Raw genomic sequence first — 24474 nt, forward strand, 5'->3', positions numbered from 1 at the left:
GCATCCAATCCGGCAAGATCGAGGCACCTTCTTTTCACCGGCGTACAGGCCAAACCGGGCAAGGCGGTTCAGTTCGCTGGCCCCGCCCGCTGGTCGGCGTCGGTGAGCGTGCCCAGGAAGGCGACGATGTCGTCGATCTCGGCGTCGTTGAGCGCCGGTCTGTCGCCGGGCTTTTTGCCGTCGAAGGGCGGATCCTGATTCAAGTTTCCCCAGTAAGCCTTTGGCAGATCGTCATATTTCCTGACCGTGCCGTCGACGTTCCTGGGGTACCAATGGCCGGGATCGGTGTCGCGGCTGGCGTAGAAGGCGACCGCGTCGCGCAGCGTGTGGAAGGCGCCATTGTGAAAGAAGCTCTTGCGCAGCGCGACGTTGCGCAGGGTCGGCGTCCTGAACAGGCCGCAATATTCCGTCCGCGCCTTGAAGTCGGTGCGCAGCGGGCCGCACAGGCCGAGATCGGCATAGGCCGGGTCGGCATTGGCCGGAATGGCGGCGTTGCGCGGCACGGCGATGGCGATCAGGCCGAAATCGGTGAATTGCGGCGGCTCGCCGTCTTTGGCCGGTTCGCTCAAGTGGCAGCTTGCGCAATTGCCCTTGGTCTCGTCCTCGAACAGCGTCCGGCCACGCAGTTCCTGCACCGTCAGTTCAGCCTTGCCGGCGAGGAAGGCGTCGTAGCGGCTGGAATAGGGATAGAAATCGGCAGCGCTCTGCTCGAAGGTGCCGAGCGCCTCGGCGGCGGCGTCGAAGGCATCGCGCGCGCGGTCGAACACGTCGTCGCCGAAGGCCGCCTTGAAGTCGCCGGCATAGGCCGCCTTGCGCAAGGCCGCGGCGACGGCGGCCTCATCCTTGTTGGCCATCTCGAAGGGCGAGAGCAGGGGGATTTTCGCCTGGTCCTTGCCGTGGTCGGCGCGGCCGTCCCAGGTCAGGCCGCCGGTCGGGCCATTGTCGACGCTCTCGTCGCCCTCATCCTCGGAATCGTAGAAATGCTCGGTGAAGGCTGGCGCCGCCTGGAGATAGCGCAGCGACGGCACGGCGCGCACGCCCGGCCGGTCGAGGTTTGGACCGCCCATCTCGACGGGTGCCGCAGACGCCGGACCGAAGGCATGGCGCGGGTCATGGCAGGACGAGCAGGCCTGCCTGCCGGAGGCCGAGAGAGCGGGGTCGAAGAACATCTTCCGGCCAAGCGCGGTCAGCGCCTCGGCTCGGGCGAAGGCGTCGGCGCGCGATAGCGGGCCGGGGTGGACGCTGCCTGGTCCGGCGCGGACAAGGCTTGCCGGCAAAGCGATGGCAAGGCCGAACAACGATGCGGCGGCGGCCGCGATCATCAGGCGTTTGCCTCGTCCTGTCGTCATGAATTCCAGGTCCATTTCGCTCGGCAGTTAGGTTCGCACTGCAACGGATTGATGACTGGTTCGGCCCTCACGAAACCGTGTTCGCGCGGATCAGCTCGCGGCCGATCGGCTTTGGCGTCTCGCTGCGCAGCACCAGCGCCGTGGTGACGGCGCCATGGCGCGCCACGGCGTCGACGATGGTTTCAAGGTGGGCGGGCGAGGGCACCACCACTTTCAGGATGAAGCAGTCCTCGCCGGTCAGGCGGTGCACCTCGGTAATCTCGGGCATTTCGGCGAACTGCTTCAGGCAGGGACGGATGTGCTCATGCGTGGTGCGCACGCGGATGATGGCCATCATGCCGAGGCCAAGGGCCGCCGGATCGATCACCGCGGTGTAGCCGGCAATGACGCCGCGCTCCTCCAGCCGTTTCACGCGCTCGGAGGTTGCAGGCTGCGACAGGCCGACCCGGCGGCCGAGCTCGGATATGCCGATGCGGCCGTTCTCCTGCATGGCCTCGATGATGGCGATGTCGGTCGGGTCGAGCGGCGCGCGCTCATCGCTGGTCTTCATGGTCACCTTGAATCCATCGGCGAGGAAATGACTTTTCCGATGATTTCCCATTCCCGATGCCAGCGCAAGCCGCCACCATGCAGCCGCAATCGATAGGAGCAAGGCGACATGACGTATTTCATCATCCTGCCGGGCAGCGGCGGTTCCGGCCCGGCGCATTGGCAATCGCGCTGGGAAGACGCCGATCCGGCGATGCGGCGCTTCCAGCCCTCAAGCTGGGACCTGCCCGATTTCACCGACTGGCTGGCGGCGCTGGAGGCTGCCGTGATCGCGGCGCCCGAGCCACCTGTCTTGGTCGCGCACAGCCTGTCCTGCCTGCTTGTCGCGCATTGGCAGAAGATTTCGCAAAGGCCCGTGAAGGCGACCTTGCTGGTCGGCGTTCCCGATCCGGCGTCGGCGGTCTTTCCCGGATATGGCATGGCCTTCGCGCGGATTCCGCAGGGCAGGCTGCGCTTTGCCTCGCTGGTGGTGACCAGCACCAACGACCCCTATGGCTCGCAGGAGTATGCCGAGGCGCGGGCGACGCAATGGGGCAGCCGCCTGGCCGTGATCGGGCCGCTCGGCCACATCAATGCCGAAAGCGGCCTGGGCGACTGGCCGGAAGGTCTCAAACTTCTCGACGGTCTGGTTTGCGAGGCTTGAGGGCGCTCAGCCGCCATTCACCAAGGCAAGGATAAGCTTCTGCAGATTGCCGCCCGGGCCGAGTTCGACACGGTCGAAATCGCGGCTGGCCTGGCGCTGCGCCTGCGAGAGCGCGGACAGGCGCTTGGTCATCTCGGCGCGGATCTTGCTGCATTTGGCGTCGTCGGCGACCGTCAGGCCGACGGTCGCGGCCTCGATCTTGCGCACCATGTCGACAATGGTGGCGCCATGCACCTTCTCATGGGCGCTGACGCCGGCGAGGAAAACCTCCCAGTTCTTCTGGATGGCAGGCGGCAGCGGCGCGGAGGGGCTGGGCAAGGTGTAGGTGATGATCAATTTCGGCTTCGCCGACACCAGCACGCAGGCTCCGGCCCGCGCCTGATAGTCCCTGGTCCAGGTGAGCTTGAAATTGGTGTGGGCGATGGCGCGGGCGACGCCGACATTCGGCCCGTTCTCGCCGATCGAGCGATAGAGTTCCGGCCCGGACTGGCCCGAAATGGCGTAGGTCTCGACCTTCTCGACCGGCTTCCACTGCGCATGGGCGGTGACAGGCAAGGCCACCAATGCGGCCAGCAGAAGACACAGGCGAACTCTCAACACAACGCTCTCCAAGGCGGGACCGACCTTGCCACAACGGGCAATGCCACCGGCTCGCTTTTCCTATATGCTGCCGGCGGACGCCGCAATTGTCAGGGGGAACTCATGAGAGCTGGATATCTCGTCGTCGCCGGTGCCGTGGCTATGCTGCAGGCCGCGCAGCCGGCTTTTGCCGCGTCGTGCAGCGGCTGGGGCGCCAAGATGGAGGAGGACGAGGGCGGCAGCGTGCTGACCGCCTCGGTCTGCGGCGGACCAAAAGGCGACGCGCATCTGATGCTGGCCTGTTTCGACAAGCCGGTGCTGAGCTTAGACCTCGGTGCCAGCGGCCAGCAACTCGAGCCCGGCATCAGCGGCGCGTTCGACTTCAAGGCCGACGGCAAGACGGTGACCAGGACGCTGCAGCTGGAGGCCATGTACAATTACTTCGTGGTGGACCTGGCCAAAGCCGATCCGCTGCTCGATCTGCTGCGGGGGAAGGGGGATGTGTCTGTCAGTTCGGCCAAATATGGTTCGAGCAGTTTTCCGCTGAAAGGTTCGAAGGGAGCCATCGGCAAGGTGCTGGCGCAGTGCGGGAAGGCGAAGCCTGCCGCTGATGCGGATTAAACCTCAAAGGGTTGCGCCGGCCCCTCATTGTCCTGCCGGACATTTCTCCCCGTATAGAGACGGGGAGAAAGACGCTCCGACGAATGATTTCGCCAAATTGTCGGCGTTGCTGAAAAGGCGCGTAGGGCCGTGACAGCATCCTTCTCCCCGTCACTATACGGGAGAAGGTGCCGGCAGGCGGATGAGGGGCAGCACTGTGCTCGCCTGTTATCACTCAATGCCGCATCACCCCGCCCAGCCTCGCCGTCGCTCCCGTCAACTCCTCATCCGAAAACCCGGAAAAACCCAGCACCAGCCCATGCTTCGGCGCGCCGTCGATGAACATCGCGGACAGCGCTCGCGCGCCGACGCCCACCGCCTTCGCCGCCTCGACGATCGCCGTGTCCGGCCCGTTGCCCCTGAGCATCGCCATCAGGTGCAGCCCCTGTTCGGGCACCGTCACATCGAGCCTGTCGCCGCAATGCGCCTGTAGCCCCGCCACCAGCACGTCGCGCGCGGCTTGCACGCGGCGGCGCACGCGCCTGAGATGCGCGGCGAAGTGGCCTTCGTTCAACAGGTCGGTCAGCGCGCCCTCGGCCAGCGTCGAAGGGTAACGGTCCGAGCGCGCCCTGATCGCCATGACGGCATCGAGCAACGGTTCCGGCACCACGACATAGCCGATGCGCAGGCCGGGGAAGAGGACCTTGGAGAAGGTGCCGAGATAGGCGACGCGGCCCGCGCCATCCATGCCTTGCAGCGAGGTCAGCGGCGGGCCGGCATAGCGGAACTCGCTGTCATAGTCGTCCTCGATGATCCAGGCATCGTTGCGCCGCGCCCAGTCGAGCAAGGCGAGGCGACGGCGCATCGTCATGGTCACGCCGAGCGGATATTGGTGCGAGGGCGTGACATAGGCCGCGCGTGCCTTTGGGCAGAGACGTTCGCCGATCTCGGGATCGAGCCCTTCGGCGTCGACCGGCACGGCGACGATGCTGGCGCCGCTGCCGGCCAGCGCGGCGTGCGCCATGGGATAGCAGGGGTTTTCCAGCCACACGGCATCGCCGGGGCGAAGTGCCGCGCGCGCCAGAAGGTCCAGCCCCTGCTGCGTGCCCGAGGTCAGCAGGATCTGGCCGGCGTCGCAGCGCACGCCGCGCGCGGTCCTGAGATAAGTGGCAATCGCGCTGCGCAGCGGAAGGCCGCCGCGCGGATCGCCATAGCGGAAATGTTCGGGGCCGGGGCGGGCGAGGTGGCGCGACAGCAGGATGCGGAACAGGTTCAGCGTGCGCGGGTCGGACACCGCCACGCCAAGGCCGCAAGGCAGCGAAGTGGCGGCGTCGATCTCTGGCGGGCGCGCCTTGGCCAGCGTTGTCGGCAGATATGGCACGTCGGGCGCAACGAAGGTGCCGGCGCCGACCTTGGCCACGGCAAAGCCTTCCGAGATCAGCATTTCGAAACAGGCGACCGCCGCCGAACGCGACAGGCCGAAACGTTGCGCAAGGTCGCGGGTGGTCGGCAGCTTGGCGCCGGCGGCCAGCGCGCCGGTCTCGATCAGCCGCCTGAGTGCGGCGTAAAGCTCGCGGCTGCGCGGGCCGTCGCCCGGCAGGACCGGGATCAGCGCCGACCAATCCGGCGGATTGGTCTGAATTTTATCTCCCTGATTGGTTCTTTTATCGACCAATGCCATGGCGCATGGTTGGCAGACAACAGCCGAGGATGCAAGCCGTGAACGACGTCTCCGCCAGCTTTCCGACCACCAGCCGCAATCGGGTCAAGCGCCTGCATGAGCGCGGCAGCTACGACCATGCGGCCGTCTTCGCGGTGCTGGATGCCGGGCTGCTCTGCCACGTCGCCTACACGTTCGACGGCCAGCCCTATTGCACGCCCACCATTCACTGGCGCGAGGGCGACATGCTCTACTGGCACGGCTCATCGGCCAGCCGCATGCTGCGCCAGCTGCGCGGCGGCACGCCGGCCTGTCTCACCGTGTCGCATCTCGACGGACTGGTGCTGGCGCGCACCGGCTTCAACCATTCCGCCAACTACCGCTCGGCGATGTGCTTTGGCACCGCGCGGATTGTTGATGAGCCGGAGGAAAAGATGAAGGCGCTGGCCGGCGTCGTCGACCGCTTCTATCCCGGCCGCAGCGAAACCTTGCGGCCGATCTCGGCGCAGGAAGCCAAGGCGACGATGGTGATCGGCATGCGCATCGAGGAGGCGTCAGCCAAAGTGCGCGCCAAGGGCGTCGGCGACGACGAGGAGGACTATGGCCATCCGGTGTGGGCCGGCGTCATCCCGGTGCGGACGGTGATCGGCGCGGCCGAGCCGTGTCCGAGGCTGATGAACGGTGTTGAGCGGCCGCAGAACCTGGCTGGATACGCCGAGGGCGAGAGGCTGGATCAGGCGCTGATAAAGGCGCAAAGGGTGTATGAGGGCGAGGAGTAACTAGCGCCTCTTCCTTCTCCCCTTGCGGGAGAAGGTGGCCTCGCGAAGCGAGGTCGGATGAGGGGTGTTCCAGGGAGTGCCGACGCCTCACTCCGCTGGAACACCCCTCATCCGTCTCGGCGCTGCGCGCCGATCCACCTTCCCCCACAAGGGGGGAAGGAAGAAGCCGCCTTGCCGCCGCCACTGCCCCGCGCTATCCCGGCGCCATGATCACCTTCCGCAAGGCGCAAGCCTCCGACCTGCCGGCAATCGTCGCCATGCTGGCCGACGATCCGCTGGGCGCCGCCCGCGAGGATGCCTCGTTGCCGCTGGCACAGGGCTATCTCAATGCTTTTGCTGCCATCGATGCCGATCCCAACCAGCTGCTGGCGGTGGCCGTGGACGGAGCCGAGGTGATCGGCACGTTGCAGATCACCTTCCTTGCCGGGCTGTCGCGCAAGGGCGCCTGGCGCGGGCAGATCGAGGCGGTTCGGGTCGCCGGCCATCGGCGCTCGGGTGGCATCGGCCGGCTGATGGTCGAATGGGCGATCGATCAATGCCGGTCGCGCGGCTGCGGCCTCGTGCAACTGACCACCGACAAGGGGCGGGCGGACACGCATCGCTTCTATGAAGACCTCGGCTTCACCGGCAGCCATATTGGCTACAAGAAGAGCCTTTAGGCGCATCCGTTCCGCCCCTGCGACGACTGGCGTATAGCGGAAGGCTTTCAGGCACTATTCAAATTGCCTGACAAAGCGGATATAGGTCAGCTACATTGACCTATATGAAAATCGTCTGGGGAGGCGTGACTTGACCCTTTTGAACCTCTTGGCTTCGCGCTCGTCGCGCATGAAGGCCTCCGAAATCCGCGAACTCTTGAAGCTGCTCGACCAGCCGGACATCATCTCCTTCGCCGGCGGCATTCCCGATCCGGCGCTGTTTCCGGCCGAGGCCATCCGCGATGCCTATGCCGAGGTGCTGGGCGGTGCGGAGGCGGGCGCGGCACTGCAATACCAGGTGTCGGAAGGTTATCTGCCGTTGCGGCGCTGGATCGCCGGGCAGATGGGCAAGCTCGGCGTCGCCTGCGACGAGGCCAACATCTTCATCACCTCCGGCTCGCAGCAGGCGCTGGATTATCTGGGCAAGCTGTTCCTGTCGCCGGGCGACACGGCGCTGGTGACATGGCCGACCTATCTCGGCGCGCTGCAGGCGTTCAACGCCTATGAGCCGCGCTATGACCGGCTGCGGCCGGAAGGCGGCAACATGACGCCGGACGCCTATCGCGCGGCGGCCGCCGCAAATGGCGGCAAGGTCAAGTTCGCCTATCTGGTGCCGGATTTCGCCAACCCGACCGGCAACACGCTGGACAGGACGCAGCGTGAAGCGGTGCTCGACCTTGCCGGCGAACTCGACATCGCCGTCATCGAGGACGCCGCCTATCGCGCCCTGCGCTATGACGGCGAGGGCGTGCCGCCGATCCTGGCGCTCGATTGCGCGCGCTGCGGCTCTATCGACAAGGCGCGCACGCTCTATTGCGGCTCGTTCTCGAAAATCCTGTCGCCGGGCATGCGCGTCGGCTGGGTGTGCGCCCCGCGCCATGTGGTGGAAAAACTGGTGCTGATGAAGCAGGCTTCCGACCTGCACAGCCCGTCGATCAACCAGCTGGTCATGCACCGCGTCGCGGAATCCGTGTTCGACGGCCAGGTCGACAAACTTATCGGCGCCTATCGCGAGCGCCGTGACGGGCTGCTCGGCGCGCTCGAAGCCAACATGCCGGACGGCGTGACCTGGAGCCGCCCGGAAGGCGGCATGTTCGTCTGGGCGACATTGCCCGAAGGGTCCGATGCCACCGAACTCCTGGCGCGGTCGGTGAAGGAGGCACGCGTCGCCTTCGTGCCCGGCAACGCTTTTTACGCCGACGGCACCGGACGCAACACGCTGCGGCTGTCCTTCACGCTGGCCGACCGCCGCGCCGTGACCGAGGGCATCCCAAGGCTGGCGGCGCTGCTGAAGCGGTAGGCCGGTCGCGGAAGGCGGCATTTCTACGCCGTAACGGTGACCAGATGCCTGAGTATCGCAAGCCTGGTGCGCGCCAGCTTGCGGAGCGGTTTTTCAAAATCTTCCTCGCCGGTCTCGACGACGAAGACCAATGTCACGAAGTCGAGCATGAACTCGTCCATTGCCGTGGCGACCGCCTGCGACTTGCCCTTGAAGCGCCGCAGCAAGGCGTTTGCCTCCTCGACGTCGCCGGCCCCGGCGCTGTCGATAAGCGCTTCCAGTCTCTCAAAACAATCCAATCGTGGTTCCTCCCGCCGCGCCACGAAACTCCGGTTTGATCGGAAAGTTCCCGTCAGGAGAATTTTCTCCCGAAAAAAGATCGGCGTGGAACCTCTTCAGCCGACAGGTGTTCCTAGGTGTCTGATCCCCCGCAGACATCTGAAGGCCTGGTCAACGAGGCCTTCCAAAGCCCGCCGGGTTCCCCTCTCCGGCGGGCTTTTCATTTGCAGAGGACCGAAGGGCGGGATTTTCGGCGACGACGCCGGAAGGCAGCGGCTGCCAGTAGCCTGCGCCCGCCCGCATTGACGGCGCCCCAAGCGAATTTAGATTTGCAACATTGCGAGGAGGAATTTTCGTGGAAACCCAGGAACTGCATCGCGGCCGGCTCATCGACCACATCCAGCTGGTGGTAAGGGATCTCGCCGCCAGCCGGCGTTTCTACGAGGCGGTCTTGCAGGTGCTCGGCGTGCCGATCGGCGGGACTGGCAAGGATTATTTCTGGTCCGATGAGCTGTTCATCTCCAGCGCCGACAGCCGGGCAGCACTGGGAAAACTCACTGGCCGTCACCATCTGGCCTTCCAGGCCAGGGACCACGCGATGGTCGATGCCTTCCACAAGGCCGGGCTGGCGGCCGGCGGCACGGACAATGGCGCGCCGGGCGAGCGGCCCTATCATCCCGGCTATTACGCCGCCTTCCTGCTCGACCCCGACGGCAACAACATCGAGGCCGTCCATCACGGTGCGCATACGCGCAGCGTCGCTTCGGTGGAGATCACCTTCTAGGGGCTTCCATCGAACGCAGCCGCGGCCACCGCCGGCGGCATTTTGCGCGCCTGCTGACCCAACGGGGATTGACGGCGTCCCGTCGTTGCCAGGTCGCTGGCCCCAATGCTAACCGTGCAAAGGCGGTGGGAATCGGCGTCCAGGCAAGGTACGCCCTAAATTTCCACTGGACCGAGACATCCTTTCCCATCGTGGAGAAATATATTTCATGCAAAAATCGACCAGGGCAATCTGCGCTGCCGCGCTTTTACTTGCGGGCGGAGCCATCTTGCCGACAAGCATATTATCGGTTTCTTATATTTCATCGGCGCAGGCTCAGGAGGAATATCTTCCGACCAAGAAGGACTTTGTCGGCAAATGGAAGCTCAGCGGCTCAGCCATCCGCCCGCCGCGCGACATGAAGGATGCGCCGACGCCCGAACAGGAAGCGGCGGCCGCCGCGTTTCAGCAGACGGTGACCGCCTTCTACGGCGCGTTCGACTATCTGGAGATCACGGCGGACGGCCGCTACAATTTCCATCAGCCGGGTGACGCGGCGTCGGGCGCCTGCGTCTGGTGCGGAACCTGGTCCTTCAGCAAGAGCTCGCTATGGCTCAAGCTGGACACGGCGCCCAGGCTCGACATCTACGCCAAGGACGGCGACATCCAGATGACCTACACCGCCGAGCCCGACGAGAAATCGAAATACGCCTGGATGGTCTTCGGCTGGACGAAGGCCGAGTAGGCCGGCGGCGGCGCGCGGCGTTGCCCGTCAGGGCTTTCGGTGTTCGGGGGCCCAAGCGGCTTTCCCACGATCTCGTATCCTCGTATGCGAGATCGTGCCAACTATCCGAGAAATCCGTATGAACCCGTTGCCTGGAGCGGTGCCGTTTTTCAGCCAGTGGGAAACGCCTGACATCACGCTGGCCGTGCTCGCCGATGGCGCCGATGTGGCGCTGCGGCGCGATCCGCTATGGCAAGGGTCGGGCGCGGAAAGCCTCGACGAATACGCGGTCTGGGCCGCCAACATCTGCGGCATGGCGTGCCTGAAAATGATCCTGGCGACGCGCGGCGAGATCGTGCCGACCATCGAACTGGCCAGACGCTGCACCGTATATGGCGGCTATGTCGTCAACGAAGGCTCGATCAAGGGCCTGATCTACGCGCCCTTCGTCACCTTCGTGCAGGCGGAATTCGGCCTGGAGGCGCAGGTGATGACCAATGTCGCGACGTCGGACATTCCGGCGATCCTCGGGCAGTCACGCTTCTTCATCGCCTCGGTCAGCAGTTCGATCCGCTGGCCCGAGCGCGAGCCGCCGTCGAAGGGCGGCCATCTGGTGCTGGTCACGGCGGCGTCACAGGACGGTTTTCGCTTTCACAACCCATCCGGCCATACCAGCGCCACACAGGCCAACGCAGTGTTGGCGCCAGCCGATTTCGACCGTTTCTTTGCCAATCGCGGCATTGCCGTCACCATTTGATTTCGAGGGATTTCGATGAAGAACAGGCTTTTCAATGAAGGATAGGATCAGGGTCGCCATCCTCTATGGCGGGCGCTCGGCCGAGCATGACGTGTCGCGGCTGTCGGCCGCCAATGTGCTGAAGGCGATCGACCGGACGCGCTACGAGGTGGTGCCGATCGCCATTTCCAGGGAGGGCAGGTGGTTGCTGCAGCCTTCGTCCGAGGCCGGCGCCGACGGGGCAGGGGCTCCGGTGTCGGAGGATGGCGTGGAGATCGCGCTGCTGCCCGGCGGCAAGGGCCGGCTGGTGGCTCTCACCAAGAATGGCGAACAGCCTGACCCCGTCGATGTCGTCTTTCCCGTGCTGCACGGGCCGTTCGGCGAGGACGGTTCGGTACAGGGCTATGCCGAGGTCGCCGACGTCGCCTATGTCGGCTGCGGCATCCTGGCTTCGGCAGCCGCCATGGACAAGGATGTCGCCAAGCGGCTGCTGCGCGAGGCCGGGCTTGCCGTTGCCCGCTCGGTCACCGTGCTGAGAGGCGATGTCGGTTCGTTCCAGGAGATTGCCGGGGCGCTTGGGCTGCCTTTCTTCGCCAAGCCAGCGCGCCAGGGCTCGTCCTTCGGGGTGAGCAAGGTGCATGACAGGGATGGCTTCGAGCAGGCGGTCGAAACGGCTTTGCGCTATGACAGCAAGGCGCTGATCGAAGAGTTCGTCGACGGCCGCGAGATCGAGTGCTCGGTGCTGGAGCGGGCCGACGGCTCGCTGACGGTTTCGCTGCCGGGCGAGATCATTCCCGCCGGCAAGCATGGCTTCTACACTTATGAGGCCAAATATCTCGATGCCGACGGCGCGCTGGTCAAGGTGCCCGCCGATGTCCCGGCCGATGTCGTTGCCAGGACGAGCGAGATGGCGGCGCGGGCTTTCCGGGCGCTCGGTTGCGAGGCCATGGCGCGCGTCGACTTCTTCCTGCGCGCCGACGGTTCGCTGCTGGTCAACGAGGTCAACACGCTGCCCGGCTTCACCGACATCTCGATGTACGCCAAGGCACTTGCCGCGGCCGGCATCGGCTACAGCAAGGTGATCGACGTGCTGATCGAGCACGCGCTGGCAAGGCATGCGGGGCGCTGATCGGCTCCGTGCAGCGTCACGCCAGGCTTGCCGTCCGCCCTGCAGCGTGAATCCCGACGAGCGGACAAAATCACTTCTCTCCATTGCCTCCGGCCGCAGGGAACATACTGACCCGCCCGGAATTGAAGGGTAACCAGCGGTCTGCCGGCAAATGTTGCACGCCGGCTCAATATGTCAGACCATGGCCGCTGGCAGGGGGAGAGACAGCAAGTGGCGGCCAATCGTCGAAACGGGACGGCGTCCGAGGCGCATGGGCTGGACGATATTCTTTCGGCCGCCGCGCCCCGTCCGCGAACCGCATTGCCCAATGTGGCGACCACCGTGACGACGGTGGCTGCGCTGTATTTCGGCCGCGAGGTGTTCCTGCCGATCGCGATCGCGCTGCTTTTGACCTTCGCGCTGGCGCCTTTGGTTTCGGCGCTCAAACGGGTCGGCATTCCCCGGATCGCCGCCGTCATCGCCAGTGTGCTCGGCGCCTTCGCGGCCCTTGCCCTGTTCAGCTTCGTCGTCGCCACGCAGGTCAGCGAGCTGGCGCAGAACATTCCGGTCTACCAGACCAACATCCTGGCCAAGATCCGCTCGCTCAAGGAAACCGGAGTCGGGGGCGGGATCATCGCCAGGTTGAGCAGCGTGGTCGAGCGTGTCGGCCAGGAGATCGACAGGCAGGACGCCACGCTGCCGGCCGCCACGCCCGACAAGCCGCCGCGCGAACCGGTCCCGGTCGAGATCGTTGCGCGTGAAAGGCCGCTCGAAGTCCTGCAGAACATCGTCGGTCCGCTGATCAGCCCGCTGGGATCGGCTGGACTGATCGTCGTCGTCGTCATCTTCATGCTGCTCGAGCGGGAGGATTTGCGCGACCGCTTCATCCGGCTTGTCGGCTATGGCGACCTACACCGCACCACCGAGGCGCTTCAGGATGCAGCCAAGCGCGTGGGCCGCTACCTGCTCATGCAATTGGTGGTCAACATCCTCTACGCCATACCGATTGCGATCGGGCTGTGGATCCTTGGCATTCCCAATGCGCTGTTGTGGGGCCTGCTGGCGCTGGCGCTGCGGTTCGTTCCCTATATCGGTCCGGCCATCGGCATGCTTTTGCCGCTGTTCCTGGCGCTTGCCGTGGCTCCCGGCTGGTCGCTCGTGTTGTGGACGGCGGCCCTGTTCGTGGTGATGGAACTGGTCACCGGCAATGTCGTCGAGCCCTGGCTGTACGGCTCGCGAACCGGGCTGTCGCCGCTGGCGATCATCGTCGCGGCGATCTTCTGGACGTGGCTGTGGGGGCCGCTCGGGCTCGTCCTGTCGACGCCGCTCACCGTCTGCCTCGTGGTGCTGGGCAGGCACGTACCGCAGTTTGAATTCCTCGACGTGCTGTTCGGCAACGAGCCGGTGCTGGAACCGCATGCGCGGCTGTACCAGCGGCTCCTGGCCGGCGACCCGGACGAGGCCACCGATCACGCGGAGGAAATGCTCGAGGAAAAATATCTGGTCGAATTCTACGACAAGGTGGCTGTTCCCGCCCTTTTGCTGGGCGAGCGCGACCGTGTGCGCGGCGTCATGGGCGACCTGCAAAGGCGGCAGGTGGCGGCCAGCGCGCTCGCGCTGGTGGCCAATCTCGAAGATGATGCCAAGGAGGAGGCGGCCGAAGACGAAAGCCGGCATGTGGCCGGGGAAGGGGGCGAGCCCGGCGATGCCGCCGCCGAGGACGAGGCCGAGCTGCCCGACGGCAGTGGCCTATCGGTGCTTTGCGCCGGCGGGCGCGGCGAGCTCGACGACGCCGCCGCGGCGATGCTGGCGCAGGTGCTGGAGGTCCAGGGAGCGACCGTGTCGAAGGCTGACTTTGTCGACATGGAACCCGCCGGCATCCGCCATCTCGAGCTCGAGACCGTCGACACGGTGGTGGTCGGCTTCCTCAACCGCGATTCCGTCAAGCATGCCCGCTTCCTGGTTCGGCGGCTGAAGCGCGCGAAGGCGGCGCTTCGGGTGGGCATCGTGTTCTGGTCGGAAACCGGCAACGGAGACAAGGAAGCGGCGGCCAAGCTCGCCCAGGACATCAACGCGGATTTCGTCGCGCACGGCATGGTCGACGCCGTGACCGGCGCGCTGTCGAACGAGCCGCCGGTGGCGCTGAAGCTCGTCGCCAAACGGCGCATGCGCCGGCCGCGCGCCGCGCCAAGGAAGGTGCCGGCGGGCTAGGGGCAGAAGCCGATCGCCGCGAGCGCTGGTTCGACCTACCGGTAAGGGCGCTTATAGTGGCTTTGCGCCGCATCCCGGTCGTCGGCGCCAGCGGATCATGCCCGGCAGGACGAGAACACATGATGCATGACGATCAGGTGAATATCGACATCGATATCGCCCGCCACATGATCGACGATCAGTTTCCCCAATATCGTCATGAGCACATCACCTCGGTCGGATCGTCGGGAACCGTCAACGCCATCTTCCGCATCGGCTCGAAGAGCGCTGCGCGCTTCCCGCTGCGGGCGATGAACCCTGCCGAATGCGCCGATATGCTTCGGTCGGAGGCCGCTGCCATGGTCGAGATCGGCGAACATTGCCTGTTTGCGACGCCACGCCCGATTGGGCTCGGCGAGCCCGGTCCTCGATATCCAATGCCATGGGCATTGCAAACGTGGATCGAAGGCGAGGTTGCCACGCCGCACGGGCTAAGTGGATCGACGATGTTCGCGCTTGACCTTGCAAGCCTCGTGGCATCGTTGCGCAAGGCGGACACACGGGGCCGGCGCTTCGACGGGCAAGGACGTGGCGGACATCTCCCCGATCATGACGATTGGATGGCTGTTTGCTTTGAAAACAGCGATGGCCTGCTTGATGTGGCCCGACTGCGCGATTTGTGGGCCCGGTTGCGGGAGTTGCCCGCCGCCGGGCCTGTCGTGATGAGTCACAAGGACCTTATCCCGGCAAACCTTCTCGTGCAGGGCGAGCGTCTTGTCGGCGTGCTTGATGGCGGCAGTTTCGGGCCGGCCGATCCGTCGCTGGATCTGGTGGTGGCGTGGCATCTTCTCGACCGCGAGCGAAGGGCGGCCTTTCGCAGCGGCCTTCAGGTCGAGGACCTCTTATGGAAGCGCGGTGCTGCCTGGGCGTTCCAGCAGGCCATGGGTCTCGTCTGGTATTACCGTGGCACCAACCCAGCCATGAGCGCGCTGGGGCGCAGCACGCTCGCTCGCATTCTCGACGATCCTGACATCTGAGCTCTGGTTGCCGGCGGCGAGCCAGAGCTAAGTCGGGTCTGTCGGAACATTACGCTCCGCCAACGCGTTTCATGATCCTGCAAGGGACGTTTTTTTGGAGGCTGAACATGCGCAGCTTCGAACTGGTCGATCTGCTTTACGTGGTCGAGGCCTGTAAGCACGACCGCGTGGTCGGAAATTTTGTCTCGATGGCTGAAGGCGTGGAAGAGTTGCGGGTGCTGACCGGCGATTTCGTGTCGCCGGACGATGTGGTGGCGAACGCCCTTTCCAAGGTAGCGCTTGCACGAGGCTGCCCGGTTTTGTTCGACGAACAGGCAGGCGCTGAAATCCAGCTTTGACGTCCTGGCGGCTAGATCCCCGGCCTTGTCCCCGAACACGGCAGCCTCCGCCCACAATTGATTCAACGGCAGATCTCATGGAAACGCCCGCCACCTGGGTGTGCGGGCGTTTCAGAGCGTTGGCCCAAGTCAGGTCAGGATAAGGACGATCTTCAATGTGTCTGGATCGACTATGACGATCCGACCGTCGGCCAATACGAAATACTCGTAGCTTTCATAGGCCGGAACAATCTTGACGATGCGCGCCGGCAGACGATGCAGCCGGATCTTGTGCCGCGGAACTTCGATGCCGACCGAAATGTCGAAATCGACATTGGACACCGGCTCGACCCGGGTCTCCTTGATGACCTGGGTGATCTGGGTTTTCTGTTCGACCGTCACATTGCTGATAGAGGCAGTCGAACCCTGATCAGTCTGTGTCGAGGTCTTGCCCTGAGCCTGCTGATCGGTGGTCGCATTTGCCTTGCCCTGGGCCTGCTGGTCGGTCTGGACCTTGGCCTTACCCTGAGCCTGCTGATCGGTGGTTGCATTTGCCTTGCCCTGGGCCTGGTCGGTCTCGACCTTGGCCTTGCCCTGAGCCTGCTCGTCGGTCTTGAGCTTCGGCTTGCCCTGGGCCTGCTGGTCCGTCTGGACCTTGGCCTTGCCCTGAGCCTGTTGATCGGTGGTCGCACCTGCCTTGCCCTGGGCCTGGTCGGTCTCGACCTTGGCCTTGCCCTGAGCCTGCTCGTCGGTCTTGAGCTTCGGCTTGCCTTGAGCCTGCTGGTCCGTCTGGGCCTTGGCCTTGCCTTGGGCCTGCTCGCCCATCTTCATCTTCGAGCCTTTTTGACAGTTGGCCGCGCCGGCCGCGCAATTAGCGTCACCGCCCGACTGAGTTTCAGCCGGCTGTGTCTGAGCCACCGCGGCACCGCATCCGATGCCGAGCGCGAGCATGCTGGTGATCAACATATGCTTCATGGGAGGTCTCCTCGAAAGCATCAGTCCCTTCGCGGGATAAACCTCGACGAAAAAATTTCGTTCCAGGCGAATTGGCAAAAGCGACAGGCGGAAATTTGAAGGAACAACCCACATCCGAGGGCGTTGCGGCGGGAGCCCGACTACAGTGATCCAAGCCCATCCGGGCCCGCCGCTTCCCCGTGGCGGGCCCTGCCGCTCCGATCTTCGACCGACGGTTTGCGACAGCAGAATGTCTGTCCGGCCATTCCTCGTGGTTCGCGGGCAGCTGCCATCGTCGGGCTGGGAGGCTTTGAGCCATCACCAATGGACTTCAGCGGCAGACTGCCGAGGAGAAAAGCATCCGCTTCCCGTATTCAATGCCGCTTGCGATGAACGCGCTGGAGCTACCGATCGACCATCGCCATGCCGCGCTCGCCATAGCGCGGGCCAGCGATTTTTCCCGGCGCCAGCGCCTCGTCCAGTGCGGCCATTTCGGCGGCGTCGAGTTTCAGCGAGGCGGCGGCGATGTTCTCCTCCAGGTATTTTCTGCGCTTGGTGCCGGGGATCGGCACGATATCGACAGCGAAATCGCCGCCTTTGCCGAGCAGCCAGGCCAGCGCGATCTGTCCTGGCTTGACGCCCCGGGCCGCCGCGATGTCGCGCACCGTGCCGGCCGCATCGACATTGGCGTCGTAATTTTCGCCCTGGTAGCGCGGGTCGTTGCGGCGATAGTCGCCTTCCGGATAATCCTCGGCGCGCTTGACATCGCCGGTGAGGAAGCCGCGGCCGAGCGGCGAGAACGGCACCAGGCCGATGCCGAGTTCCTTGAGCAGCGGGATGATCTCCGGCTCCAGATTGCGTTCCCACAGCGAATATTCACTCTGCAGCGCCGAGACGGGAAAGACGGCATGCGCCCGGCGGATGTTGGCGCTACCTGCCTCCGACAGGCCGAAAAAGCGCACCTTGCCCGCGGCCACAAGCTTGCCGACCGCGCCGGCGACATCCTCCATCGGCACGTCAGGGTCGACGCGGTGCTGGTAGAGCAGGTCGATATGGTCGGTGGCGAGCCGGACGAGCGAGGCTTCCACAACCTCGCGGATATGCTCGGGCCGGCTGTCGACGCCGCTGAGCTGCTTGCCGTTTTCGATGCGGAAGCCGAATTTGGTGGCGATCGTCACCTGGTCGCGCTTGCCCTTCAGCGCCCGGCCGAGAAGTGCCTCGTTGGTGTGCGGGCCATAGACCTCGGCGGTATCCAGGAAGGTGCAGCCAAGTTCGATCGCGCGATGCAGCGTGGCGATGGACTCGGCCTCGTCGGCCGGGCCGTAGGACTGGCTCATGCCCATGCAGCCGAGGCCGATGGCCGAGACTTTCAATCCCTGGCTGCCGAGTTTTCGTGTCGCGAGGGTCATGGCTGCGCTGCTCCGGTTGGGGTTTGCAGCACCATATAGAGCACGCGCCCAATTCCCATAGGTGTGCAGCGCTGTCTCAACCGACTGTGATCAAGGGTGCCGGGCGCCAGGCAGGCCCAGGCCGGAGCCAGTCCGGATGTTGGAAGCGACGCCGCGACCGGGCGCGGCGTCAGGGCGACATCACTGGATCGAGGCCGGCTGCGAAAGAACGAGGGGGCTGATCGCCCGTTCCTCACCCTCGACGTTTCCAGACAGCGCCAAACCGCTGCTCATGGAGTCGAATTCGATTGCCGCGCCAAGCAGTTGGGCAGCCCGCAGGACCAGATATTCAATGTCCTCGAGGGCGACATTCTCGGCCAGATTCATGATCCTGACCTGCTCGGCCGTCACCGTGATGTTGACGATGCCGGCCGTCTTGAATGCCCTCTCGACCGCTGCATTGACGTCATCGTGCAAGCGCATGGAGTAATCGTAGCGCATCGAAACCTCCCAAAGGGAACGGTTTTCTGTTCAGGTTGAAGCATGCGCTCGGGGTATCGGTCTGGCAAGTGAAATCTGAAAAATATACAAATAAAATCAGTTGGTTAGTTAAATTACAGGAATGCGTATCAGGCGTTCGATGAGCATCATGCGTTTGATGTGCGGAGGCCTCACTGGCCGGTCTTGACGCATAATGGGGGTCACCATACTTATAAGCTGAATGAGCTAGATGCTAACTCACCGTGTTTTTAGTCCTGAGCGAGGAGCGCGCACATGGCTGAACTGGAACGTCCGGAACGGCTGCAGATCATGCTCACCACGGACGAATTGGCGGCGCTGGAAAACTGGCGCTTCGAAAAGCGCATGCCGAGCCGCTCGGCAGCGGTCCGGGAGCTGCTGCGGCGCGGCCTTTCCTCGGACGGGTTCCTGACGGCCGAGCAGGGGGTCAAGTCGCAGGAGTTCGGCGTGCTGCCGGACGGCGACGGCAAGACGGGCGATCGGCCGTCGGAGTGACGCTGGCTTCATCCGTGGCGCGCCGCATGCGAATTGCGGCCGGGGAGATTGTCTTGATCCGCTCGCGCACTACCTCATGCCGATGAGCGAAATCGTGGCGGCGACGGCGGACATCGCAACAAACAACCAGAAACAGGACGCGACTGCCGACGCACGCCTCGCGGCCATCGTCGATTCCTCTTTCGATGCCATCATCAGCAAGGATTTGACCAGCATCATCACGAGCTGGAACCTGGCGGCCGAACGCATGTTCGGCTACACCGCCGAGGAAGCCATCGGCCAGTCGATCCTCATGCTCATCCCCGATCACCTCAAGAGCGAGGAGACCGAGATCATCAGCAGGGTTCGCAGTGGCCAACGCGTGGCGAGTTATGAGACGACGCGGAGGCGCAAGGACGGCGCGCTTATCTCCGTCTCGCTGACGGTTTCGCCGATCAGGAACGCCAATGGCGAGATCGTCGGCGCCTCCAAGATCGCCCGCGACATTTCCTCCGCAAAGGAGAGTGAGCGCCGGATCAGGCTGCTGATGCGGGAGGTCAACCATCGCGTCAAGAACCAGTTCGCTGTCATCCTGTCGATGGTCAGGGAGACGAGCAGGCGCTCGAGCGACCCGCAGGAGTTCGAGGAACTGATCCGCGCCCGCATCATGGCGCTTTCGCGTTCGCATGATCTGCTCGTCACCTCGGAGTGGGCCGGCGCAAGCCTGTTCGACCTGATCCAGGAACATCTGAAACCTTTCGGCCGCGAGGAGCAGATCCTGCTCTCCGGCCCGGTCCTGACGCTGCAGTCGAATGCGGTGCAGAATCTCGGCATGGCTTTCCACGAGCTCGGCACGAATTCCTCCAAATATGGCGCGCTGGGCAGCGAAGACGGCAAGGTCGAGATCACCTGGACAATCGGCTCAAGCGACCAAGGCCCCGGCACCCAGGGCTCCGGCACCCAGGACTTGGGCGCCAAGGACTTGGGTGCCAAGGAATTGGGTGCCAGTGACTTGGGCACCAAGAGTGTCGGTGCATCGGACGGACGCGACTTCCAGCTGCTCTGGACCGAGACGTCCACGCCCCGTCCGGAGCGCGAGGAGAGCGCGCGCAAGGGGTTCGGCACCGTTGTCCTGCAGCGGGTGGCGCCGCAGTCGCTGGGCGGTTCGGCTCAACTGGAGCGCTCGCCCGGCCGTCTCAGCTGGCGGCTCAGTGCACCTCTGGCATCGATCATCGTGCCGCAAGCCGGTGTCGAAGCCGACGACGGCGCAGCGCAGGGTTTCGGCATCTGAACGTCCCGTATCCCCCGTAAGAGGAGATTGGCGTCGGCGTCGTCTCTCCGTCAGGCAACGGCAGGGTTTTGACTGCCCCTGCCATCGCGGCACTGTTCAAGATCAGCGACAATCAGGCGATGCGCCTGGAACTGCCCGCCAAAGGCCGTTGTGCTCAACCGGGACGGGACGGCAGGTTTTCCGCCGCCCCGGCTTGCCGGTCACCGGTGATGCGGGAGATGCCTTTCGGCATCGACTTCCCCAACGGTGAAGCTCTGGAAGCCCGGCATGAGCTGCCAAATGGCTGCAAGGCCTATGATCAGATAGGCCAGGCGGGCCAGCATGGCGCCCCCAAGGACCGTGCCGATTACGTCATAGCCGGTCACCCCCATGGACAGCCAGTTGAGACCGCCAAGGATGATGAGGGCGAGAGTGACGAGGTTCATGATGCGCATAAACGCCTCCTGATGTTGCCTGACGAAAAGACGTCCGTAAAAAAACGCTTGCGGTTTCAGACGGTTCCGTCGATCACGAAATTGTGAATGAGGGTTGCGATCCGTGAATACGGCGCGGCCTACTCGACCAGTATATGCGCCTCGCGCGCGGCCTCGACCAAAGCCTCCCTGGCGATATCGGGAGGCACGTCGCCGCTTGTCGCGCGGCGGCAGGCGCGTAGCGCGGACTGATGTTTCAGGCTGCCGGCGTCGCGCCAATGTGTCGTCAACAATTCGATCGCCTGTTGTGTATTGGACAAGTGGCGGGTGGCGCCGGCCACACCGACCGAAACGACCACGGGCTTGGAGAACCACGCAGGTTGCATTGGAACCTCGACAAGGTTGCTGATGCAAAACGCGCGTGTCGGCCCAAAGTTTCACTGGTTCCAATCACTGGCGCGTGAGGCTGGGCTGTGGCGGCACCTTCGAATGTTCGCTCGGGATATGCACGTGGCGCAAGACCTGAGGGTTCTGCGGGCTCCCCCGATCGAAAGCGGAACGCGTTCCCCGATCCGCGGCACTGCCTTGGCGTCGGTGGCGCACCGGAAAGCACGCGCGGTAACTGTTGATTCAACCATTGCTGGTATTTTGTATGGTGTGGTAGCGGCTCCGGCAGTGCAACAGGGGCCGGGTTGCCGGAGCCGCCTACGCGGTCCGGTTGGGGTTTGACCGCGCTGTTCCAAAATAGGACAGCGCGGTCAACGATTCGTTAAAATCCAAGATGGCTAATTAAGTTTGCGCTAATTGAATGGCGATTTTAGCGCGACGGGAAACCGGCATTCGACGGGCTGATGGAACATTAGTCGTTTCTAATTGTTTGTGTTTGTCGGCAGGGCGGGGGCATTCCCTGCCGAAGATCGGGTTTCCGATCGGCCCGCGCGCCTCTGGCCGAGAGCGCGGGCTTTTATCCCTCAGGCGGCCCGGTACACCTCTGGTTGGGGTAAGCAGCGCACCGGGCCTAACCGGCCTGGGGCGGCTGCCGGCTGGCTATGTATGCGGCACGACCAATCCAACTGAAGCATTCAAATGAAGGAATGTATATCGCGATTGGATAAATTAACGGAACGTCCAATGGACGATACCGGAACCAAAGCGGTTACATCAGACCTTTGCGCGAGGGCCATGGGACCTTGGTCCCCATGGCAAAGCCCGCCACGGGAGCGACCCGCAGCAGGCTTTCGCAGTGGCTATGTCCCGAAGGAATCGACCGCTTGTGATTGCACTGTGACCCACATGGCCGCGTTGGCCTATGGTGTGATCGCGGAAGGCAGCTCGGGGCTCGCCCACAAACACGGATTTTGCGCTCCCCGATCAGGGGACCGCAAGGTGCGGCTACACCTTGCGTTGCCGCCGCCGCCGGAGATCGTGCCATCTTGCCGAAGCGCTGGAGGCGTCGCTGCGGGAAAGCGTCTCGCGATCCTTTAGGCCGCCTCAAGCTCCATGGCCCTTTGAGCTGCCTTCGCGATAAAGCCGGATCGGGTATAGCCGTGCGCCTCAGCAAAGGCATCAATCCGGCGCAGAACATCTTCAGGGAGCGTGACGTTCACCCGGACAGCTTTTTTGGTCTCGGTCTTCACCGCTACCAAGATTGCAACGCCGTCTCGATTGGTGGCGTCGGCCATGACATCTTCCAGGCTGGAAGGTTCTGGAATCGCCTCGCCATCTTCCACAAGCCCTTCGATGTGGAAGGCAAGCGCTTCCTCCGCCATAGCGCGAGCGTCATCTAGATCGGCGCCGGCGGTGACAACGCCGGGAAAATCGGGAAAGGACACGCCGAAGTCGCTGTCGGCGTCCTTATGGATCAGTCCGATATACTGCTTCATGTCTCTCTACCTCAGTTTCAGACCGGACTGACGTTCAATGCTCCGCAAAGTTCCCAAAGGGATATCCCTTTTGGGGTGCGGGACCGTGACCCTGCCGGCTTTCTTCTTGTGTTTGAATTGTGCATGACTGCCCTTTCGAGCGACTTCGTACCAACCGTCGGCCTCCAAGGCCTTGATAACGTCCGCACTTTTCATGTGTATAAATACACACTGACTGCGAAAGATGCAACAAAAAGAAAGTCAGCCTTTCAAACCGTTGCCTTAGATCGACGCATCATAGGCGTCGAACTCAGCCAGAACCGGCGCCGGCCGCGCCAATGCGCTGGGGAAAGCCGTTTGCGCGGTTGTCGAGCCACCGGTCTAGGGTGGTGTCGCAAATCCCGTAGCGTCGACAAACTGCAGGCGTATCGATCTCGCGCCGCGGCTTCATGATCCAGGACATCAAGTTTCCGAAGATGACGGAACAGGTTTGAGTTGGTCGTGTCCAAATGCTCGCGCCCTGCAGGCCAGCGTTCGCCTGATACGGACACGTTTATCGCTGGATATCAGACGATTTCGGTCGAGACCGCACCAAACCATTGACAAGATTGGTTCCCGCTCATGGGCTCGAACCACGATTCACGCCTTCAAAGGGCGCTGTCCTACCATTAGACGAAGCGGGAGAAGCTCCGATGCTTATGCCGTCAGGACGGCGAGGCGTCAATTCGGGAAGTTGTCGACCGGCTCTTCGCAGCGATAGACCGGGCAGTGCCCGTCGCGCGCCGGGATATAGGCCGACATCGGCACTTCCGGCCAGTCGCATTCATTGCCGAACTGCCTGACATAGCGGTCATAGGTGTCCGGTCCCGTGGTCAACACCACGGCGCGACGGCTCTGGATCATCGCCCGGATCTCGGCGCAGCTCATACCGCGGCTGTCGGGGCGGGCCTCGGCCAGGCTGGTCGCGGCGAGCACGGAGCCCAAGGTGATCAACAGGACAGGAAGGCGAGCGGGCATGGCGGCTCCTCTTTGGTTCGGGGTGCTGCATTGTCCCATAAAACCCATCATGTGTCCGCCCGTTCCGCGACGGGCCGCGTATTGCGCGGGGCAAGAGGCGGCGCGAGGCCACCCGCGCAAATCAAGCATCGCGCATTGCTGGTCATGGATGGCAGGAAGCCTTACGAAACGCCGCAATGGTGGCCCGGAAGCGAGGGTCCCGAAGCCATGCTGTTCCTTCCGCGGCGGACGCGACCACTGCTTTGAGGCGTGCCCGCAAAGGACCGATCCGCCTGCTGCCCCATCGCACGATGCGGAGAACCGTGCTGGCGCCTCCGGCAAGGTTGACCCCCTAGGCCCCACCCGGTTCGCCGAAGAAGTCCGCCAATGCCCGAGCGGTCTGTTGCGGCGCCTCCTCGGGGAAGAAATGACCGCCGGGCATGGCCCGTCCGCGGACGTCATCGGCCCAGCCTCGCCAAAGAGCCAGCGGCCCGCCGTCGCCCGCGTACCAGTCGGCAAGCGCACCTTGCCCGCTCCACAGCGCCAGCACCGGACAGCGGATACGCCGGCCGGCGGCCTTGTCGGCATGGTCATGCTCGCGGTCAAGCGTCGATGCCGCGCGGTATTCCTCGCAGATGGCGTGGATGTGGGCGGGATCGCGCAAGGCATCGATGTAAGCCTGGCGGACCTCGGGCGGAAACGTTGACGGCGACGACCCCCAGCCGCCGAGCGCGTTGTCGACGACCGCCTCGGCGGATCCCCGCAGCATCAACTCCGGCAAGGGCTCGGGCTGCGCCAGCAGTGACCAGGGCCAATAGCCCTGTGCCAGCCTGGCGTCGGCCCGATCCCATGCGTCGGCCGTTGCGACGATGTCCAGAACCGCAAGCTTTTCAACGCGGCCGGGATGATCGAGCGCCATGCGGTACGCCACCCGCCCACCGCGATCATGGCCGGCGACCATGAAGCTGCCGAAGCCGAGTTTGGCCATCAGGGCCGCCATGTCGGCGGCCATGGCCCGTTTGGCATAAGGGGCGTGAGCGCTGTCGGACGACGGGCACGCGCTGGCGCCATAGCCGCGCAGGTCGGCGCAGATGACGGTAAACCGCTCGGCCAAGGCCGGTGCCACGTCGCGCCACATCAGATGGGTCTGCGGAAAACCGTGCAGGAGCAGCAGCGCCGGACCGTTGCCCGCACGGCGGAAAAATATGCCGGCATCGCCGGCATCGATTTTTATCGACTGAAAATTACCGAACATGGTGGTGCCTCCTTTTCGGCAACGGCCGGAGG

General features: G+C 64.2%; 29 protein-coding genes and 1 tRNA gene. 14 read left to right on the forward strand and 16 right to left on the reverse strand.

Annotated elements, in window-relative coordinates:
- Positions 1–68: 68 nt before the first annotated feature.
- Both CK228_RS09085 and CK228_RS09090 read right to left on the reverse strand, forming a co-directional pair.
- Entirely contained in the window at positions 69–1349 is a 1281-nt protein-coding gene (locus CK228_RS09085) for a cytochrome-c peroxidase (protein WP_095787821.1), read from the reverse strand.
- Between the two features lie 67 nt (positions 1350–1416).
- Positions 1417–1899: an Lrp/AsnC family transcriptional regulator gene (locus tag CK228_RS09090; protein ID WP_095774013.1), complete on the reverse strand. Its 483-nt coding sequence runs from the start codon at positions 1897–1899 to the stop codon at positions 1417–1419.
- Positions 1900–2007: 108 nt separating this feature from the next.
- Here CK228_RS09090 and CK228_RS09095 point away from each other — a divergent pair, with 108 nt between their 5' ends.
- On the forward strand, positions 2008–2541 hold the full coding sequence (locus tag CK228_RS09095) for an alpha/beta hydrolase (RefSeq protein WP_095787624.1): 534 nt from the start codon (positions 2008–2010) through the stop codon (positions 2539–2541).
- A 6-nt stretch (positions 2542–2547) separates the two neighbouring features.
- Here the strand turns inward: CK228_RS09095 and CK228_RS09100 are convergent, their stop codons facing one another.
- A complete protein-coding gene (locus tag CK228_RS09100; RefSeq protein ID WP_095787822.1) occupies positions 2548–3141 on the reverse strand; it encodes a DUF922 domain-containing protein in 594 nt (197 codons plus the stop codon).
- Positions 3142–3282: 141 nt separating this feature from the next.
- On the opposite strand from CK228_RS09100, the gene CK228_RS09105 reads away from it, so the two are divergent.
- Positions 3283–3741 (forward strand): hypothetical protein, encoded by a 459-nt coding sequence (locus tag CK228_RS09105; protein WP_245437998.1) that lies wholly within the window; start codon positions 3283–3285, stop codon positions 3739–3741.
- Positions 3742–3955: 214 nt separating this feature from the next.
- On the opposite strand, the gene CK228_RS09110 is transcribed toward CK228_RS09105, so the two are convergent.
- A complete protein-coding gene (locus CK228_RS09110; RefSeq protein ID WP_095787625.1) occupies positions 3956–5401 on the reverse strand; it encodes a PLP-dependent aminotransferase family protein in 1446 nt (481 codons plus the stop codon).
- A gap of 5 nt (positions 5402–5406) precedes the next feature.
- Between CK228_RS09110 and CK228_RS09115 the strand changes: the two genes are divergently transcribed.
- The 3 genes from CK228_RS09115 to CK228_RS09125 all read left to right on the forward strand — a co-directional run bounded on the left by CK228_RS09115 (position 5407) and on the right by CK228_RS09125 (position 8157).
- Positions 5407–6159: a pyridoxamine 5'-phosphate oxidase family protein gene (locus CK228_RS09115; RefSeq protein WP_179295860.1), complete on the forward strand. Its 753-nt coding sequence runs from the start codon at positions 5407–5409 to the stop codon at positions 6157–6159.
- Between the two features lie 206 nt (positions 6160–6365).
- Positions 6366–6818 carry a GNAT family N-acetyltransferase gene (locus CK228_RS09120; RefSeq protein WP_095787626.1) on the forward strand — a complete coding sequence of 151 codons (453 nt, stop codon included), beginning with the start codon at positions 6366–6368 and terminating at the stop codon, positions 6816–6818.
- Positions 6819–6987: 169 nt separating this feature from the next.
- Entirely contained in the window at positions 6988–8157 is a 1170-nt protein-coding gene (locus tag CK228_RS09125) for a PLP-dependent aminotransferase family protein (protein WP_179295871.1), read from the forward strand.
- A 23-nt stretch (positions 8158–8180) separates the two neighbouring features.
- Here the strand turns inward: CK228_RS09125 and CK228_RS09130 are convergent, their stop codons facing one another.
- Positions 8181–8435, reverse strand: coding sequence for a hypothetical protein (locus tag CK228_RS09130; protein WP_245437999.1), 255 nt, complete (start codon positions 8433–8435; stop codon positions 8181–8183).
- A gap of 335 nt (positions 8436–8770) precedes the next feature.
- Between CK228_RS09130 and CK228_RS09135 the strand changes: the two genes are divergently transcribed.
- From CK228_RS09135 to CK228_RS09165, 7 genes are all read left to right on the forward strand, one after another.
- Positions 8771–9199: a VOC family protein gene (locus tag CK228_RS09135; RefSeq protein ID WP_095787629.1), complete on the forward strand. Its 429-nt coding sequence runs from the start codon at positions 8771–8773 to the stop codon at positions 9197–9199.
- Between the two features lie 208 nt (positions 9200–9407).
- Positions 9408–9923, forward strand: coding sequence for a hypothetical protein (locus CK228_RS09140; protein WP_095787630.1), 516 nt, complete (start codon positions 9408–9410; stop codon positions 9921–9923).
- A gap of 118 nt (positions 9924–10041) precedes the next feature.
- Positions 10042–10659, forward strand: a complete 618-nt coding sequence (locus tag CK228_RS09145) for a C39 family peptidase (RefSeq protein ID WP_095787631.1) — start codon at positions 10042–10044, stop codon at positions 10657–10659.
- 34 nt (positions 10660–10693) lie between these two features.
- Positions 10694–11767 (forward strand): D-alanine--D-alanine ligase family protein, encoded by a 1074-nt coding sequence (locus CK228_RS09150; RefSeq protein ID WP_095787632.1) that lies wholly within the window; start codon positions 10694–10696, stop codon positions 11765–11767.
- 210 nt (positions 11768–11977) lie between these two features.
- A complete protein-coding gene (locus CK228_RS09155) occupies positions 11978–13957 on the forward strand; it encodes an AI-2E family transporter (RefSeq protein WP_179295861.1) in 1980 nt (659 codons plus the stop codon).
- Between the two features lie 119 nt (positions 13958–14076).
- Positions 14077–14973: an aminoglycoside phosphotransferase family protein gene (locus CK228_RS09160; protein ID WP_179295862.1), complete on the forward strand. Its 897-nt coding sequence runs from the start codon at positions 14077–14079 to the stop codon at positions 14971–14973.
- 107 nt (positions 14974–15080) lie between these two features.
- Positions 15081–15311: a hypothetical protein gene (locus CK228_RS09165; protein ID WP_095774017.1), complete on the forward strand. Its 231-nt coding sequence runs from the start codon at positions 15081–15083 to the stop codon at positions 15309–15311.
- A 129-nt stretch (positions 15312–15440) separates the two neighbouring features.
- Here the strand turns inward: CK228_RS09165 and CK228_RS09170 are convergent, their stop codons facing one another.
- The 3 genes from CK228_RS09170 to CK228_RS09180 all read right to left on the reverse strand — a co-directional run bounded on the left by CK228_RS09170 (position 15441) and on the right by CK228_RS09180 (position 18133).
- Positions 15441–16265 (reverse strand): DUF1236 domain-containing protein, encoded by an 825-nt coding sequence (locus CK228_RS09170; protein ID WP_095787634.1) that lies wholly within the window; start codon positions 16263–16265, stop codon positions 15441–15443.
- 383 nt (positions 16266–16648) lie between these two features.
- Positions 16649–17653, reverse strand: coding sequence for an aldo/keto reductase (locus tag CK228_RS09175; protein ID WP_095787635.1), 1005 nt, complete (start codon positions 17651–17653; stop codon positions 16649–16651).
- 180 nt (positions 17654–17833) lie between these two features.
- Positions 17834–18133 carry a hypothetical protein gene (locus tag CK228_RS09180; RefSeq protein ID WP_095773784.1) on the reverse strand — a complete coding sequence of 100 codons (300 nt, stop codon included), beginning with the start codon at positions 18131–18133 and terminating at the stop codon, positions 17834–17836.
- A 273-nt stretch (positions 18134–18406) separates the two neighbouring features.
- On the opposite strand from CK228_RS09180, the gene CK228_RS09185 reads away from it, so the two are divergent.
- Positions 18407–18646 carry a hypothetical protein gene (locus CK228_RS09185; protein ID WP_095773785.1) on the forward strand — a complete coding sequence of 80 codons (240 nt, stop codon included), beginning with the start codon at positions 18407–18409 and terminating at the stop codon, positions 18644–18646.
- A 76-nt stretch (positions 18647–18722) separates the two neighbouring features.
- Entirely contained in the window at positions 18723–19916 is a 1194-nt protein-coding gene (locus CK228_RS09190; protein ID WP_095787636.1) for a PAS domain S-box protein, read from the forward strand.
- Between the two features lie 200 nt (positions 19917–20116).
- Here CK228_RS09190 and CK228_RS09195 read toward each other — a convergent pair whose 3' ends face one another.
- From CK228_RS09195 to CK228_RS09225, 8 genes are all read right to left on the reverse strand, one after another.
- Positions 20117–20350, reverse strand: a complete 234-nt coding sequence (locus CK228_RS09195; protein WP_019859308.1) for a DUF378 domain-containing protein — start codon at positions 20348–20350, stop codon at positions 20117–20119.
- Positions 20351–20469: 119 nt separating this feature from the next.
- On the reverse strand, positions 20470–20715 hold the full coding sequence (locus tag CK228_RS09200) for a DUF982 domain-containing protein (RefSeq protein WP_095773787.1): 246 nt from the start codon (positions 20713–20715) through the stop codon (positions 20470–20472).
- A gap of 1095 nt (positions 20716–21810) precedes the next feature.
- Positions 21811–22212: a type II toxin-antitoxin system HicB family antitoxin gene (locus CK228_RS09205; protein WP_095787637.1), complete on the reverse strand. Its 402-nt coding sequence runs from the start codon at positions 22210–22212 to the stop codon at positions 21811–21813.
- A 6-nt stretch (positions 22213–22218) separates the two neighbouring features.
- Positions 22219–22407, reverse strand: a complete 189-nt coding sequence (locus CK228_RS09210; protein WP_095773789.1) for a type II toxin-antitoxin system HicA family toxin — start codon at positions 22405–22407, stop codon at positions 22219–22221.
- Positions 22408–22501: 94 nt separating this feature from the next.
- Positions 22502–22654 (reverse strand): hypothetical protein, encoded by a 153-nt coding sequence (locus CK228_RS35215; protein WP_179295863.1) that lies wholly within the window; start codon positions 22652–22654, stop codon positions 22502–22504.
- A 146-nt stretch (positions 22655–22800) separates the two neighbouring features.
- Positions 22801–22874 (reverse strand) — tRNA-Gln (locus CK228_RS09215).
- Between the two features lie 37 nt (positions 22875–22911).
- The gene (locus tag CK228_RS09220; protein WP_095773790.1) at positions 22912–23208 is read right to left on the reverse strand and encodes a hypothetical protein; all 297 of its coding nucleotides are present in this window, start codon (positions 23206–23208) and stop codon (positions 22912–22914) included.
- A 331-nt stretch (positions 23209–23539) separates the two neighbouring features.
- Positions 23540–24442 (reverse strand): alpha/beta hydrolase, encoded by a 903-nt coding sequence (locus CK228_RS09225; protein ID WP_095787638.1) that lies wholly within the window; start codon positions 24440–24442, stop codon positions 23540–23542.
- Positions 24443–24474 lie beyond the last annotated feature (32 nt).

Source organism: Mesorhizobium sp. WSM4312, assembly GCF_002294875.1.
Lineage (GTDB): Bacteria > Pseudomonadota > Alphaproteobacteria > Rhizobiales > Rhizobiaceae > Mesorhizobium.

Coding starts and splice junctions, on each gene's coding strand:
- CK228_RS09085 (WP_095787821.1), bottom strand. CDS start 1,349: ATGACGACAGGACGAGGCAAACGCCTGATGATCGCGGCCGCCGCCGCA.
- CK228_RS09090 (WP_095774013.1), bottom strand. CDS start 1,899: ATGAAGACCAGCGATGAGCGCGCGCCGCTCGACCCGACCGACATCGCC.
- CK228_RS09095 (WP_095787624.1), top strand. CDS start 2,008: ATGACGTATTTCATCATCCTGCCGGGCAGCGGCGGTTCCGGCCCGGCG.
- CK228_RS09105 (WP_245437998.1), top strand. CDS start 3,283: ATGCTGCAGGCCGCGCAGCCGGCTTTTGCCGCGTCGTGCAGCGGCTGG.
- CK228_RS09110 (WP_095787625.1), bottom strand. CDS start 5,401: ATGGCATTGGTCGATAAAAGAACCAATCAGGGAGATAAAATTCAGACC.
- CK228_RS09115 (WP_179295860.1), top strand. CDS start 5,407: ATGGTTGGCAGACAACAGCCGAGGATGCAAGCCGTGAACGACGTCTCC.
- CK228_RS09120 (WP_095787626.1), top strand. CDS start 6,366: ATGATCACCTTCCGCAAGGCGCAAGCCTCCGACCTGCCGGCAATCGTC.
- CK228_RS09125 (WP_179295871.1), top strand. CDS start 6,988: ATGAAGGCCTCCGAAATCCGCGAACTCTTGAAGCTGCTCGACCAGCCG.
- CK228_RS09140 (WP_095787630.1), top strand. CDS start 9,408: ATGCAAAAATCGACCAGGGCAATCTGCGCTGCCGCGCTTTTACTTGCG.
- CK228_RS09145 (WP_095787631.1), top strand. CDS start 10,042: ATGAACCCGTTGCCTGGAGCGGTGCCGTTTTTCAGCCAGTGGGAAACG.
- CK228_RS09150 (WP_095787632.1), top strand. CDS start 10,694: ATGAAGGATAGGATCAGGGTCGCCATCCTCTATGGCGGGCGCTCGGCC.
- CK228_RS09160 (WP_179295862.1), top strand. CDS start 14,077: ATGATGCATGACGATCAGGTGAATATCGACATCGATATCGCCCGCCAC.
- CK228_RS09165 (WP_095774017.1), top strand. CDS start 15,081: ATGCGCAGCTTCGAACTGGTCGATCTGCTTTACGTGGTCGAGGCCTGT.
- CK228_RS09170 (WP_095787634.1), bottom strand. CDS start 16,265: ATGAAGCATATGTTGATCACCAGCATGCTCGCGCTCGGCATCGGATGC.
- CK228_RS09175 (WP_095787635.1), bottom strand. CDS start 17,653: ATGACCCTCGCGACACGAAAACTCGGCAGCCAGGGATTGAAAGTCTCG.
- CK228_RS09180 (WP_095773784.1), bottom strand. CDS start 18,133: ATGCGCTACGATTACTCCATGCGCTTGCACGATGACGTCAATGCAGCG.
- CK228_RS09185 (WP_095773785.1), top strand. CDS start 18,407: ATGGCTGAACTGGAACGTCCGGAACGGCTGCAGATCATGCTCACCACG.
- CK228_RS09190 (WP_095787636.1), top strand. CDS start 18,723: ATGCCGATGAGCGAAATCGTGGCGGCGACGGCGGACATCGCAACAAAC.
- CK228_RS09195 (WP_019859308.1), bottom strand. CDS start 20,350: ATGCGCATCATGAACCTCGTCACTCTCGCCCTCATCATCCTTGGCGGT.
- CK228_RS09200 (WP_095773787.1), bottom strand. CDS start 20,715: ATGCAACCTGCGTGGTTCTCCAAGCCCGTGGTCGTTTCGGTCGGTGTG.
- CK228_RS09205 (WP_095787637.1), bottom strand. CDS start 22,212: ATGAAGCAGTATATCGGACTGATCCATAAGGACGCCGACAGCGACTTC.
- CK228_RS09210 (WP_095773789.1), bottom strand. CDS start 22,407: ATGAAAAGTGCGGACGTTATCAAGGCCTTGGAGGCCGACGGTTGGTAC.
- CK228_RS35215 (WP_179295863.1), bottom strand. CDS start 22,654: ATGTCCTGGATCATGAAGCCGCGGCGCGAGATCGATACGCCTGCAGTT.
- CK228_RS09220 (WP_095773790.1), bottom strand. CDS start 23,208: ATGCCCGCTCGCCTTCCTGTCCTGTTGATCACCTTGGGCTCCGTGCTC.
- CK228_RS09225 (WP_095787638.1), bottom strand. CDS start 24,442: ATGTTCGGTAATTTTCAGTCGATAAAAATCGATGCCGGCGATGCCGGC.